The following is a 14,560-nucleotide window of genomic DNA, read 5'->3' as shown; positions in this document are numbered from 1 at the left end:
ATTTTTGTAAAAGTAATAATAAGTTGGTAAGTAGCAAATTTGTTGCTTTTTTATTTATTTTCCAACTATAAGGTTTTTTTATATGAATTTTTAAAAATGATAGATTCAAGTTATAAAAAACAACTCTCATAAATCATTCACAACAAATTTTCTAAAAAACGACAATAAATAACATAAAAAAACATCAAAAAACGTCTAAAATCGCTTTAAAATGATTTTTACTTGTTTTTTAGCACGTAAATATGCGATGAAAACTCCTTTTTAAAGAATCCCGACACATTTGAGATCAAACCGATAAAAAATCCAGAAATGAAATTCATTTTACCAGTTTTATATTTTTCTGATAAAAGTGACACATAAAAACTATCAAAGCACATTGGTTTAATATCTTCTAAATTCATATTTTGCTTGTCGAATAATTTTTCGATAGCTGTTTTTGAAAAATGCCACAAATGTCTTGGCACATCATAAGCGGCCCAAAACTCTTTATAATGATTTGCATCGTACGATTTAAAATTTGGAACGGCAATAATAATGGTTCCAGAAGGTTTCAACAAACGTTTTAATTCTGCAACTTGATGTTCAACATCTGGAACGTGTTCTAAAACGTGCCACATGGTAATCACATCAAATGAATTACTTTCTAACTTTTCAATCGTATCGCCAAATTTAATTCCTTTTCCAACAGCAATTCCTTTTGCTTTATCATTAGGCTCAATTCCTAAGATTTCCCAATTCTGATTTTTACATTCCAAAAGGAAATCTCCTGTTCCAGCACCAATATCTAGAATTCTTCCTTTCAAAGGTTGGTGTGAATTAATCAAACTAACTTTATCGCGAATGGCTTTTCTTTTGATGAAATGATACATTTTTTCAAATAGCGTACGTTTTCCATCGGTGTGAGAAATATAATCTTCAAATTCGTAATACGAACCTAATTTATCTAAAGTAGGTTGCGGATGCGTTTTTAAGATTTGATATTCTTCATTTAACAACAAGGAAAAAGATTCTCCAGAAACTGAAAAATCTTTAACGGTAATAAAACTTTTATCTTCTAAAAAATTCATTTATTATATTTTTATGCGAAAGGCTTATTTTAATAGGGTTGACGGCGTTGTTTCACGTGAAACATTTTTACTGAACACTAAAAACTGAACACTGAACACTTTCTTATCTACCCATGTATATTAACAACACCGAAATATCACTTGGCGAAACTCCACTAATACGAGATGCTTGTGCGATAGTTCTTGGTCGAATTTTATTTAATTTTTGTTTGGCTTCAATTGAAATCGATTGGATTTTATCGAAATTGAAATTATCTGGAATAACCATGTCTTCTAAACGAGTTAGTTTATCAGCATTATTTTTTTCCTTTTCGATATAACCAGAATACTTCACTTGGATTTCGGCTTGCTCAACTACTTCTTGATCTAAATCGTGTTCTTCAATATAAGCTGCTACTTTTTTAAATTTTCTAAAATCTTCCAAATCCAATTGTGGACGAGAAAACACTTTAAACATTTTATCAGGTTGACTCATTGGTGCAGAACCTTTGGCTTCTAATATAGGATTTGCTTCTTCAGGTTTTAAGCTTGTTTCTTTGAAGAAATTCACCATCGCATCTGATTGAGAGAATTTTTGTTCCATACGAATCATACGCTCTTCTTTAGCTAAACCAATTTCAAATGCTTTTGGCGTTAATCTAAAATCTGCATTATCTTGACGCAATAAGGTTCTGTATTCGGCACGCGAAGTAAACATACGATATGGTTCTTCTGTGCCTTTAGTAATTAAGTCGTCAATTAAAACTCCAATATACGCTTCATCTCTTTTAAGGATAAACGGTTCTCTATTCTGAACTTTTAAAGCTGCATTTATTCCAGCCATTAAACCTTGAGATGCTGCTTCTTCGTAACCAGTTGTTCCATTTATTTGTCCAGCGAAATACAAACCTTCAACTAATTTAGTTTCTAAGGTGTGTTGTAATTGCGTAGGAGGAAAGTAATCGTATTCAATAGCATAACCAGGTCTGAAAAATTTCACATTCTCGAATCCGGCTACCGAACGTAAAGCTTTGAACTGAACATCTTCTGGTAACGAAGTTGAGAATCCGTTGATATAATATTCACAAGTTGTCCAACCTTCTGGTTCAACAAAAAGTTGATGACGCTCTTTATCTGCAAAACGATTAATCTTATCTTCAATCGAAGGACAATATCTCGGACCTAAACTTTTAATTCTTCCGTTGAACATTGGACTTCTATCAAAACCTTCACGTAAAATATCGTGCACTTCTAATGAAGTATACGACATCCAACAAGAACGTTGTGTTTTTAATGGAGCGGTCAAATTCGAATACGAAAACTTTTCTGGAACATCATCGCCAGGTTGTTCTGTCATTTTAGAAAAATCCAAAGAACGACCATCTACTCGTGGAGGTGTTCCAGTTTTCATTCTTCCCGATTCGAAACCTAATTTTACTAAATCTTCTGTGATTCCGAAAGAAGCACTTTCTCCTGCGCGACCACCACCAAATTGTTTGTCACCAATATGAATCAAACCATTTAAAAAAGTTCCGTTTGTCAACACAACTGACTTTGCTTTGATTTCCACTCCAAGTGAAGTTTTCACCCCTACAATCTTTCCATTCTCTGCTAAAATTCCAGCCACCATTTCTTGGTAGAAATCCAAATTCGGAGTATTCTCCAACATAGTTCTCCATTCGTCGGAAAAACGCATTCTATCCGATTGTACTCTTGGCGACCACATCGCAGGTCCTTTTGATTTATTCAACATCTTGAATTGGATTGCGGTCTTGTCAGAAACAATTCCAGAGTACCCACCCAAGGCATCAATCTCACGCACAATTTGTCCTTTTGCAATTCCTCCCATAGCAGGATTACACGACATCTGTGCAATGTTTTGAAGATTCATTGTCACCAAAAGCGTAGAGCACCCCATGTTGGCAGCAGCAGCAGCAGCTTCACAACCAGCGTGACCAGCACCCACAACAATTACATCATATTGATTTAAAAACATCTTCTATAAATATTATGTTCCACGTGAAACATTTAAAAAAATTCTAGTTTATAAGCTTAATGTTCCACGTGAAACATTTGCATTTTTTCTTCTTCTTTCGAACGCATTAAAGCTTCGTCTTTTGGAGATTTATCTTTGTAACCACAATAGTGTAAAACACCATGTGATAATACACGTTTTAATTCATCTTCAAAAGAAACATTAAAATCATTAGCATTATCCTTTACTCGTTCCACTGAAACGAAAATATCACCTTGTATTAAATTTCCTACTGTGTAATCAAAGCTAATAATATCCGTTAAAGTATCGTGATCAAGGTATTCTACATTGATTTTATGTAGGTATTCGTCATCACAAAAGATATAATTGATTTCACCTTCATCAAATCCTTCGGATTCAATAATACGGGAAATCCAATCTTCATATTGCTCTTCGTTGTCGAGTTCGAAATCTGTTTCGTAATTAAAACTAATCATTGCTTTTAAAATAGTTTTGAACCTTCTGGTTAAAATTGGGTTGCAAAGGTAAGCTTTGTCTGTTTAATATTTCAACACTATTCAGATATTCTTTTAATTCCTTTGAAAGTGGAGTAGTGTTACCATTATAGTTTTTGTCATTCGTTTTAGATTGACGTTTAGTATCTTCTCCTTGTTGCTGAATCGCTTTATCTAATTTTAAAAGTTCGTGTTTTAAATTCAACATCTTTTGCAAGGTCTCGTTTTTAAAACCTTTATTAATTAGTTGTTTTTCGATATCTTTCATTTGATTCAAAGCATTCTGCCCTTGACCTGTCATACCTTCTTTTTCTAATGCTTTTTGTAAAGCATCACGCAACTGTCTTTGCTCTTTCAAAATTTCTAATACTTTACCTGCATTTCCTTCAGAACCGTTTTCTCCATCTTCACCATTCTCACCAGATTGTCCCTTTTGTTTTCCTTGACCGGGTTTTTCACCTGGCTTAACTCCCGGTTTGTCGCCAGGTTTCATTCCATCTTTCATTTTCTCACCAAGGCCTTCTTGTTGTTTGATGATATCTGGAAGTTGCATTCCACCTTTGCCTTGTCCCGGTTTTGGTTTTCCTTTTCCGGAACCTTGACCTTGCATTTCCATATTCATTTCACTTTGAACATTACTTAAATAATCCGCTAAACGATTGGCAGAGGTTAAAACGTATTGTTGATGTGAAGCTCCTTTCTGAATATTATTATCCGCTAATGTTTCTAAAGTCTTGTCTAAATTATAATGGATTTCACCAACTTCATTTAGAATCGTTTCAGTAATTTTTGGATTACGTAAAGCAACAGCAAACAAACTATCGTCAACGTGTTTGAATTGTAATTTTAAATCTTGTTGCTTTTTTAATACTTTATTCAATTGCAAAGAACGAACTTGAGATGAATTTGTAGTCTTAATTAAACTCTCTTCGTCGAATGAAAAAGCTAATAAATTATCTAGAATCTGACGAAGTAATTTAGCGTCTTCTTGCATTTGTTCCATTTCACCCGATTGCATAGATTGAGCCATTTTCTGACTCATCTGTTTCATCTTAGCGGCTGCCGATTTTTGCTTCGGTTTTGCTTTCTGTTGGTTTTGCTTTTGCAATTCATCAGAAGCTTTTTCCATGTCTTTTTTTACATCCTCTTGTTCATTCTTATCATTAGGAATATCCTTCGGAGCTTTTAATTCTTTATTTTCTTTATCTAATTCTTCAAGTTCTTTCTTAATATCTTCAAACTCATTATTGATAGCGTCTTGATTTTCCTTGTTATTTTCTTTAGTGTCATCAGCTAATTTTTCTTCCTTCTCAGCAAGCTTGTCTAATTTATCTACGATTTGTTCCGCCTTTTGTTCCACATAAAAACGTTTCGTCAATTCAACTAACTGTTCTAAATTCTGTTGTTGATTTTTTGCATTTTGTTTTAGTTTATCAGCTTTATCAAACAATTGCTCTTTCTCTAATTTCTTAGAAAGCTCTTCAAGTTCTTTTAAAAGTTTTTCATTTTTCTCTGCTTGCTTTTCAGCTTCTTCTAAACGGCGTAATAATTCTTCTTTGTCTTTATCTTGTGATTTTGGATTGAATTCTTCCAAATTCTCGGTTAACTTTTTAGTAAATTCTTTCATCATTTCGTCTTGTTGTTTTTGACGATTGATAAAATCTTCGACTTTCTTTTGATCTTTGAAATCTAAACTAGATTTCTCTTTATTCATTTTTTGAAGTTTATCCAATTCCGAAATTTGCTTCTCTTGATTTTGAAGCGATTTTTCTAAACTATTGATGTTTTCATTCTGCTCTTGCAATTGTTTGTCTTCTTTTTGGTCTTCAGTCAATTCATAATGAAGAAAAACAGATGATTTTGTGCTTTTATAATTGTTAACTACATCATTATCAAATACTTCAAAGTAATATTCGTAATTTACACCTTCTTCAATTGATAAACCATTAGGAAACGAATAAATAAATTGATCAACCGCTTGTTTGTTAATCGCTAAATTCGCTTTTCGAGTTGCAGAAGGATTTCCTTTTGGATAAAAAACAACTTGTAACTTCGATAAACCATGATCATCGGCAACTTGTCCAATCATCATTTTCGATTTTAACTTTAATGAATCAGGTGCAATTTGAACCGAAATGGTTGGATATTGATCTTTAATCGTTGCAATTTGATAAGACAACTTTTCAAACTCGTTGATGTTTCTATTCGATGTAATTACTTCGTAACTTAAATTATCCGATATTCTTCTTGAAAGCGAAAAGTTATTTTCCTTAGAAGCAAAAACACTCACTTGATTATTCGTTTTGAAACTTACTTTATCAGTTGCCAAAGCATTAATTCTCCAAGTTACAACCGTACCTACAGGAACTACAGCGTTTCCAGTTCCTTGAATCACTTCAGATTTTTTACCTAAATAGGAAGGATATTGCAAGACCATTTCAAAGTTGGCAATCGTTGGAACATCTACCACATTAATCTGATACTCTTTCGAATTTAATCCATTCGCTAAAAGCGAAAAAGTAACATCTTTTGACAATTTAGAAAACGTATATTCAAAAACTCCTGGTTTTGTGGTTTGTAAAAAATATTCTTCATCACCAATTTGAATAGCAATATTTTCAGGTATCACTTTTCCTTGTGTTTTCACTTGTAGTACAAAATCAGAATTCTGTTGTGCGGTTAATGATTTATTCAATACTACAAATTCAAAAGGAGCAGGCGGAGCATATTTCGTTTCATAATTCACTACACGAGCAAAACTATTCGAAATGATTTCGGAATTTCCAGTAACGAAAAAAAGTATCAATAATAGAATTGGAACAATCGCATAAGGCAAAAACTTTTTGTTCTTAGCAAAATTCACCGCATTCGAAAACGGAATCGGTTGTAACGAAGCTGCTTTTTGTTCGATAGAAGCCGCTAATAATTCCGAAGTTTGACTTTGATTTGCCAATTGTAAAAAGTTCAACAATTTATCTTGCACTTCCGAAAAGTGATTTCCGATGATGGCTGACGCTTGTTCGTAATTGATTCCTTGTTGTAATTTGAATAATTTAAACAGTGGAAAAGCAATGAATCGAAACAATAAAAACGATTCTACGCCAACGAACAACCAAAACAAAATAGTTCTTCCGGAGGTGGATAACCATAAAAAGTATTCAATCAATAAGGTAAAAATGAAATACAACAAGCCCAATCCGATGAAAAGAATGACTCCTTTTATCAGTTCGTTGGTGTAAAACTTCTTGATAAACCCTTCGAGCTTATCGAAAATAATGCTTTTTGCTTCCAAGATTGTTGATATACTGTTTATAACCGATAAAATTACAACATCTTGTGAGATTAGTCAATAGGTTTTTAGTGAAACTTAACATTTACAGAATAGGATTGTTAATAACCATAAGATTTTCTAAATTCTAAATTCTTACTTCTAATTTGTAATCGTATCTTTGCACAAAATTTAATGAAATGTCAGTAAGAGTAAGATTTGCACCTAGTCCAACTGGACCTTTGCATATTGGTGGTGTTCGTACCGCTTTATTCAATTATTTATTTGCCAAAAAACACGGTGGTACTTTCTATTTACGAATTGAAGATACCGATCAAACGCGTTTTGTTCCAGGAGCAGAAGCTTATATTTTTGAAGCTTTAGAATGGTTAGGAATTGCGCCAGAAGAAACCGTTGGAAAGAATGAAAAATTTGGACCTTATCGTCAAAGCGAACGCAAAGCGATGTACCAACAATATGCGGATCAATTGATTAATTCAGGTTGGGCGTATTATGCTTTTGATACAGCTGAGAGTTTAGATGCAATGCGTAAAGAAGCTGAAGCAAATGGAAATACGTTTATTTATAATCATTCAGTTAGAGAACAATTGGATAACTCGTTGACGGTTTCACGTGAAAAAGTTGAAGAACGAATTGCAAATGGAGAACACTATGTCATCCGTTTTAAAACACCTGTGAATGAAATTTTAGAATTAAAAGACATCATTCGTGGCGATATTAAATTTGATACCAATTTATTAGACGATAAAGTTTTGTTCAAATCAGATGGAATGCCAACGTATCATTTAGCGAATATTGTGGATGACCATTTGATGGAAACTTCGCATGTAATTCGTGGTGAAGAATGGTTACCATCAATGCCATTACACGTTTTATTATACAAAGCATTTGGTTGGAATGCTCCAGAATTTGCGCATTTACCATTGATTTTAAAACCAATTGGAAATGGAAAATTATCAAAACGTGATGGTGATAAAATGGGATTCCCAGTATTTCCTTTGGAATGGAAAACAGAAGAAGGAACTTCATCAGGTTATAGAGAAAACGGATTTTTCCCAGAAGCGGTTATCAACTTTTTAGCTTTATTAGGTTGGAATGACGGAACTGAACAAGAGATTTTCTCATTAGAAGAATTGGTAGAAAAATTTGATTTAAACCGAATTCACAAAGCAGGAGCGAAGTTTGACCCTGAGAAAAACAAATGGTTCAATCATCAGTATTTACAAAAGCAAAGTGATGCAAGTTTAGCGGAAAGCTTTAAAACTATTTTAGATAAAAAAGAAATCTCAACTTCTCTTGATTTGGTAAAAGTGGTTTCTTTAATTAAAGAAAGAGCGCATTTTGTGAATGAGTTTTGGGATTTAGCCGATTATTTCTTTGAAGCGCCAACATCATACGACGAAAAAGCAGCTAAAAACTGGAAAGAAGAAACACCAGGTTTAATGCAACAAGTGATTTCTGAATTGAATAAAATAGAAGATTTTACATCCGTTAACATCGAAACCTTATTAAAAGAATGGATGACAGCTAACGAAATTGGAATGGGGAAAGTAATGCAACCGTTACGATTAAGTTTAGTAGGCGCACTAAAAGGACCACATTTATTCGACATCATCGAAATGGTAGGAAAAGAAGAAACGGTTAAGAGAATAGAAAAAGCGATTGCTAGTTTATAAAAGAAAAGCCCTGATAATTCAGGGCTTTTCTTTTATAAATTTAATTTGTAGTTGTTCTTTTTAATTCTAAGTTCGCAAAATAAATATGCATTGCTTTTACAAAAAAATTAAAATCTTCCATTACTTGATATGTCTTATTGTGCAATCTATCTTTAACAAAAAATCTTTTATAACTTCCAGATGAATATCCCGTATTTGTCATATTAGAATAAGATCTACCTTCTGAAAAATCAAAAACAAATCTATATTTGTCTACATCTGAGAATTTATTGCTGTAAAATTCTGATTCTTTTACAAGTAAATAGTTTCCTTTATAATTCTTTTTAACAGCTCTTTTTACATAACCGTTATAATAAGGATTATTATCTTTTAAAATAACAATTAATACTTCATCTTTATTTACGCCAAAACGAGGAGGAATCGCATTATTTTCAACAGTATAAACTTTTTTCATTTTTTTTATTTGCTTTGCTTTGGCAAAATAGCATGATTGTAAAGTAATTACAACAAATAGTAATAATATTAATTTCTTCATAAGAATTAGATTTTAAATATGAAAGCGCAAATATAAAATATATGCGCTTTTAAAAAGTTTCTTTTTGTAAGTATTTTACAAATATATCGTAATCTGACCACTAATTAAACCAATATTTCCTTTCATTTTTTCATCAAGTAACTTTACGTTATCATTGTTTTTTAAGTTGCCAAAGAAATTCGTTAAACCGTATTGGTAACCAATTCTTGCTCTTACGTTTTTAACTCCACCATTAATTCCTACATAGAAATTCGCATTAAATTTCGAAACATCTAAAATGTCTTTGGCAATTAAACCGGGTTGATCTAACAATAAATTGTTTTCATCGTCTTTATCAATTCCTAATTTACCATTTACTTGTAAAACTGGGCCAAATTCTAAATTCAAATGGTCAGGTATAGCAACATAACTTGGTACAATATAAATTTGAACCGCCGACATTTTGAAATTCGTTTGTGTTTGAATGAATCCTTTTTGTGTTGGAATAGAAAAATTACTATCGGTAAAAAACATACCAAAACTCATTTGCCAATTGTTATAATAGTTTCCTCTAACACTTAAACCACCAATCCAACCAGTTTCGGGTGTTACTGTAAAATTATCGGTAAAAATATTCAATTGGGTTAAACCTGCTCCAATACCAATTCTGTTACTGTCTTTAAAACCACGTTGCGCCATTGCAACTGTTGAAAACAATAAAATAATAAAAGTTAATTTTCTCATATACTATTTTTAAATATTAAACCACATAGAAACAAAGGTTTTACACTAGTTAAAGTTTACCATAGATTACATTTTATATAGCTTTGATATCTATCTTAAATAAAATACCTTAAATTCAATATAAAAAATCTATGTTTCTATGTGGTTAAATTTCTTTTTAAATTAAAAGAAGCGCCAAAAGTAAACTTAAAAATTGGTTTTTGTAACTTTTTACTTTAAAAAGCGTATAATAGGTATAACTAAAACTATAAAATCATGGAGTTTATCATGTTCCCTCTTATTTTCGTTGGATTAATTGTCCTTTTATCTTCTTTCTTCACTGTAAAACAACAAACAGTTGTTGTTGTGGAACGTTTTGGAAAATTTCTTAGTTTGAGAAATTCTGGTTTACATTTAAAAATTCCAGTTGTGGATAGAATTGCAGGTCGCGTTAATCTAAGAATTCAACAATTAGATGTTATCATCGAAACCAAAACAAAAGATAACGTATTCGTTAAAATGAAAGTTTCGGTTCAGTTTAAAGTATTACAAGAAAAAGCATACGAAGCGTTTTATAAATTAGAATATCCACACGATCAAATTACGTCTTATGTATTTGACGTTGTGCGTGCTGAAGTTCCAAAATTAAAATTAGACGACGTTTTCGAAAGAAAAGATGATATTGCAGTTGCAGTAAAACGTGAGTTAAACGAAGCGATGACGACTTATGGTTATGACATTATCAATACGTTAATTACGGATATTGATCCAGATATTCAAGTTAAAAATGCGATGAACCGTATTAACGCAGCTGACCGTGAAAAAACTGCTGCTGAATACGAAGCAGAAGCAGGAAGAATCAGAATTGTTGCCAAAGCAAAAGCAGAAGCGGAAAGTAAAAGACTTCAAGGTCAAGGTATTGCTGACCAAAGAAGAGAAATTGCTCGTGGTTTAGTAGAATCAGTTGATGTGTTAAACAAAGTGGGAATTAATTCTCAAGAAGCTTCGGCTTTAATTGTTGTAACGCAACATTACGATACTTTACAAGCGATCGGTGCAGATGCAAATAGTAATTTAATTTTATTACCAAACTCACCTCAAGCTGGAAGTGACATGTTAAACAATATGGTGGCTTCATTTAGTGCATCAAACCAAGTAGGCGAAATGATGAAAAAAGGAAACATCAAAAAAGTTGCTAAGAAACATCAAAAAGACGAATTTGGAACAGAAGGAGAATCTGAAGAAGTATAAATAAATGCTGAACTAATCCCGAAACTTCGGGATAGCATGAAAAACGAAAACCATCAATTTTTAATTGGTGGTTTTTTTATAACCAAATGTTGGAAATTTATAAATTCAGTGATAATTTTTTAGATACAGTTCCAAAAAGAGAAAATCAGAATTAAATTACCTCAAATTTAGGTAAAAATTGAAATAAAGCGATTTTAGCTACTTTTACAAATCAAGATGTAAAAACACTTTACCTAAAAAAGTTTTTTTCTTACAATTCATTTATGAAAGTCACTTTTTTAAGTTTTTAATTATTAAAAATTAATTTTTGATAGATTTTATTAATAATAATTTTTAGTGATGATTTTTTAATTCTTTATCAAGATTTTTATATAAAACAAAAACGTGTCAGGTTTTGAAAACTTGACACGTTTAAAATATGATTTAGATGCTGAAATAAATTCAGCATGACAAAAAATCGAAAATTTTTATTGTTCTGAAATTTTTGCCCAAGTATCTCTAAGTCCAACCGTTTTGTTGAAAACTAATTTTTCAGCTGTTGAATCTCTATCCACACAAAAATAACCTAAACGTTGAAATTGGAAATGATCTAATTCTTTTGAAGTTTGTAAACTTGGTTCTACATAACCTGTAATTACTTTTAATGAATTTGGATTGATAAATTCTTTAAAATCAACTTCTTTGTCTTTATCTGGACTTTCATTGGTAAATAATCGATCATAGACACGAACTTCTGCTTCTTTTGCATGAGGAATAGAAACCCAATGAATCGTTCCTTTTACTTTTCTTTGACTTGCTTCTGTTCCGCTTCCTGACTTAGAATCTACGTCGTAAGTAACGTGAATTTCTGTGATTTTTCCGTTTTCGTCTTTTACAACTGATTCACCTTTAATGATATACGCATTTTTCAAACGAACTTCAGTTCCTAAAGTTAATCGGAAAAATTTCTTATGTGCTTCTTCTTGAAAATCTTCTCTTTCAATATATAATTCTTTAGAAAATGGCACTTTTCTGTAGGTCATTACTTCTTCTTCCGGATTATTTTCAGCTTCTAACCACTCTTCTTGTCCTTCAGGATAATTCGTAATTACTAATTTTACTGGATCTAAAACTGCCATTACACGAGGTGCAACTTTGTTCAAATCTTCACGAACACAGAATTCTAAAAGCGAAACATCAATCAAATTATCGCGTTTTGCAATTCCGATTGTGTTAGCAAAATTTACAATAGAATTTGGTGTATAACCGCGTCTTCTCATTCCAGAAATCGTACTCATACGAGGATCATCCCAACCTGTAACATGCTTTTCTTCAACTAATTGCAATAATTTACGTTTAGAAACAACCGTATGTGATAAATTTCTACGCGCAAATTCTCTTTGCTTTGGTCGCACCTTCGTAGGATCATAAATTTGATTCAAAAACCAATCATATAATTCACGGTGAGGTAAGAATTCTAACGTACAAAATGAATGCGAAATTTGTTCTAAATAATCACTTTCACCATGTGCCCAGTCGTACATTGGATAAATACACCAATCGTTTCCTGTTCTGTGGTGATGTGCGTGCATGATACGATAAATAATAGGATCACGCATCAACATATTGTTAGCGCCCATCGAAATTTTAGCACGTAAAACGTGAGTTCCTTTCTCGAATTCTCCGTTTTTCATGCGAGTAAATAAGTCTAAATTCTCTTCGATAGAACGATTTCTATAAGGGGAATCGGTTCCTGGTTGCGTAGGAGTTCCTTTTTGTTGCGCCATTTCTTCCGAAGTTTGGCTGTCTACATACGCTTTATCTTTTTTAATTAATTCCACTGCCCAATCATACAATTGTTGGAAATAATCAGAAGCATAACATTCTTTATCCCATTTAAAACCAAGCCATTCTACATCACGCTTAATAGCGTCAACATATTCTTGCTCTTCTTTAGATGGATTGGTATCGTCGAAACGAAGGTTTACGGGTGCTTTGTAATCGATTCCTAAACCAAAATTTAAGCAAATTGCACTAGCATGACCTACATGCAAATACCCATTTGGTTCTGGTGGAAAACGAAAACGTAATTTATCTGCTGACAAACCATTTTTTAAATCTTCTTCAATGATTTGTTCTATAAAATTCAATGATTTTTCTTCTGTTGACATAGTATCAAAAATTTATGCAAAGATATATAAAGTTTCATGGTTTAATACCTTAAAAATGGCTAAAAATTGGTAAATTTGGTATATAATAAAAGAAAAAATGGGAACTATTAAATTACAAAATATTCGCACGTATTCCTATCACGGATGCTTAATTGAAGAAGGAAAAATAGGCTCTGATTACCGTGTAGATTTAGAAATAAAAACCGATTTACGTAAATCATCTCAAACAGATGAATTAGCAGATACGGTTGATTATGTATTATTAAATAAAATTGTGGTAGAAGAAATGGCGATTCGTTCTAAATTATTAGAACATGTTGCACAGCGCATTATCACCAGATGTTTTGCGGAAATTCCTTCGATTTCTCGAATAAAATTAGCAGTTTCTAAATTGAATCCTCCTATTGGTGGCGATGTAGAAGCGGTTACAATAGAAATGGAAGAGTTTAGAAATTAGTTAATGCGTTATAATTTTGGAGTTTAGGGTAATTTTAAAAATTTTTTAAACTATAAACTTTTAAACTATAAACTTTTTATATACATTTGCAGTCCGTTCAAATAATGGCGTCTTGGCCGAGCGGCTAGGCAGCGGTCTGCAAAACCGTCTACCCCGGTTCGAATCCGGGAGATGCCTCCAAAACCTTCAAGGAAACTTGGAGGTTTTTTTATGGGATAATTTTTAGAAAAAATTAATTAAAAGATATATCGAATCCGTGAGATGCCTCCAAAACCTTCTAAGAAATTAGGAGGTGTTTATTTAACAATTGTAATTTTTAAAGGTGATATTTTACAGATGTATAAATCTAAACCTTCATCAAATTCAATTTGAAATTCGTGAATTTTTAAAAAAGTAAAACCTTTTGTTTTAAAAATTTCTGAATATGTTTGTTCATCTATTCTATTACCTTTAACCTCAATAGTTTTATCTAGAATTTTATTATCACTATCTATAAAACTTATAGTAAAACCAATTACATTAACTTTAAAATTAAACACAAAATCAGGCATATGATAACTCAAAAAAGCATTTTGAAATTCTTCCTTAGTTAATTCAACAATACAATTTTTATAACATCCTAAACTATTAATTGTAACAAATCCTGATGGCAATCCTTTAATTCTAAAAACATGTTCCTCAATAACTTTAGAACCATCAAAATTTTCTATTTCAACAAATACTTTGGTTTCACTACCTGAACCTGGGCGAATAACATATTTTCCTTCTTCATTTTTAAAAACACCATTACCATAAATTACATACGATTTAGCATTGTTAACCGCAATTGAAATAGGATTAGGAACACCACGATAAACGACGTTCATTTTATCTAAAGCAATAATACTTTTTGAAGCTGGAATAGTATCTTGAGCGTAACTATGAAAACTAATTATAAATACAAATAATAGAAGCTTTTTCATAG

The 14,560-nt window shown here is 31.9% G+C and carries 11 protein-coding genes and 1 tRNA gene; 4 read left to right on the top strand and 8 right to left on the bottom strand.

The window, feature by feature from the left end; all coding sequences use genetic code 11:
* Window positions 1–218: 218 nt before the first annotated feature.
* The 4 genes from OJ995_RS01735 to OJ995_RS01720 all read right to left on the bottom strand — a co-directional run bounded on the left by OJ995_RS01735 (window position 219) and on the right by OJ995_RS01720 (window position 6,828).
* On the bottom strand, window positions 219–1,067 hold the full coding sequence (locus tag OJ995_RS01735) for a class I SAM-dependent methyltransferase (protein WP_264367860.1): 849 nt from the start codon (window positions 1,065–1,067) through the stop codon (window positions 219–221).
* Between the two features lie 103 nt (window positions 1,068–1,170).
* Window positions 1,171–3,042, bottom strand: coding sequence for a tRNA uridine-5-carboxymethylaminomethyl(34) synthesis enzyme MnmG (gene mnmG / locus OJ995_RS01730; protein ID WP_264367859.1), 1,872 nt, complete (start codon window positions 3,040–3,042; stop codon window positions 1,171–1,173).
* A gap of 56 nt (window positions 3,043–3,098) precedes the next feature.
* Window positions 3,099–3,518 (bottom strand): rRNA maturation RNase YbeY, encoded by a 420-nt coding sequence (gene ybeY / locus OJ995_RS01725; RefSeq protein WP_264367858.1) that lies wholly within the window; start codon window positions 3,516–3,518, stop codon window positions 3,099–3,101.
* Window positions 3,511–6,828: a DUF4175 family protein gene (locus OJ995_RS01720; RefSeq protein WP_264367857.1), complete on the bottom strand. Its 3,318-nt coding sequence runs from the start codon at window positions 6,826–6,828 to the stop codon at window positions 3,511–3,513. Before OJ995_RS01720 ends, ybeY begins: the two co-directional genes overlap by 8 nt.
* Window positions 6,829–7,004: 176 nt before the next feature.
* On the opposite strand from OJ995_RS01720, the gene gltX reads away from it, so the two are divergent.
* Complete coding sequence (gene gltX, locus OJ995_RS01715; RefSeq protein WP_264367856.1) at window positions 7,005–8,501, top strand: glutamate--tRNA ligase; 1,497 nt, start codon at window positions 7,005–7,007, stop codon at window positions 8,499–8,501.
* 40 nt (window positions 8,502–8,541) lie between these two features.
* Here gltX and OJ995_RS01710 read toward each other — a convergent pair whose 3' ends face one another.
* On the bottom strand, window positions 8,542–9,036 hold the full coding sequence (locus OJ995_RS01710; RefSeq protein WP_264367855.1) for a hypothetical protein: 495 nt from the start codon (window positions 9,034–9,036) through the stop codon (window positions 8,542–8,544).
* 75 nt (window positions 9,037–9,111) lie between these two features.
* Window positions 9,112–9,759 carry a PorT family protein gene (locus tag OJ995_RS01705; protein WP_264367854.1) on the bottom strand — a complete coding sequence of 216 codons (648 nt, stop codon included), beginning with the start codon at window positions 9,757–9,759 and terminating at the stop codon, window positions 9,112–9,114.
* Window positions 9,760–10,014: 255 nt separating this feature from the next.
* Here OJ995_RS01705 and OJ995_RS01700 point away from each other — a divergent pair, with 255 nt between their 5' ends.
* On the top strand, window positions 10,015–10,989 hold the full coding sequence (locus tag OJ995_RS01700) for an SPFH domain-containing protein (protein ID WP_133609102.1): 975 nt from the start codon (window positions 10,015–10,017) through the stop codon (window positions 10,987–10,989).
* Between the two features lie 467 nt (window positions 10,990–11,456).
* Here OJ995_RS01700 and OJ995_RS01695 read toward each other — a convergent pair whose 3' ends face one another.
* Window positions 11,457–13,139, bottom strand: a complete 1,683-nt coding sequence (locus tag OJ995_RS01695; RefSeq protein ID WP_264367853.1) for a glutamine--tRNA ligase/YqeY domain fusion protein — start codon at window positions 13,137–13,139, stop codon at window positions 11,457–11,459.
* Between the two features lie 97 nt (window positions 13,140–13,236).
* Here OJ995_RS01695 and folB point away from each other — a divergent pair, with 97 nt between their 5' ends.
* The gene (folB, locus tag OJ995_RS01690) at window positions 13,237–13,596 is read left to right on the top strand and encodes a dihydroneopterin aldolase (RefSeq protein ID WP_264367852.1); all 360 of its coding nucleotides are present in this window, start codon (window positions 13,237–13,239) and stop codon (window positions 13,594–13,596) included.
* 106 nt (window positions 13,597–13,702) lie between these two features.
* A tRNA-Cys gene (locus OJ995_RS01685) sits at window positions 13,703–13,776 on the top strand.
* A 116-nt stretch (window positions 13,777–13,892) separates the two neighbouring features.
* Here OJ995_RS01685 and OJ995_RS01680 read toward each other — a convergent pair.
* Entirely contained in the window at window positions 13,893–14,558 is a 666-nt protein-coding gene (locus tag OJ995_RS01680) for a GldM family protein (RefSeq protein WP_264367851.1), read from the bottom strand.
* Window positions 14,559–14,560 lie beyond the last annotated feature (2 nt).

Origin of the sequence: Flavobacterium lacisediminis (assembly GCF_025909975.1) — a bacterium.
Classification (GTDB): domain Bacteria; phylum Bacteroidota; class Bacteroidia; order Flavobacteriales; family Flavobacteriaceae; genus Flavobacterium; species Flavobacterium lacisediminis.
The sequence above is the reverse complement of the archived record's forward strand: the minus strand, read 5'-3'. Positions and strand labels throughout refer to the sequence as shown.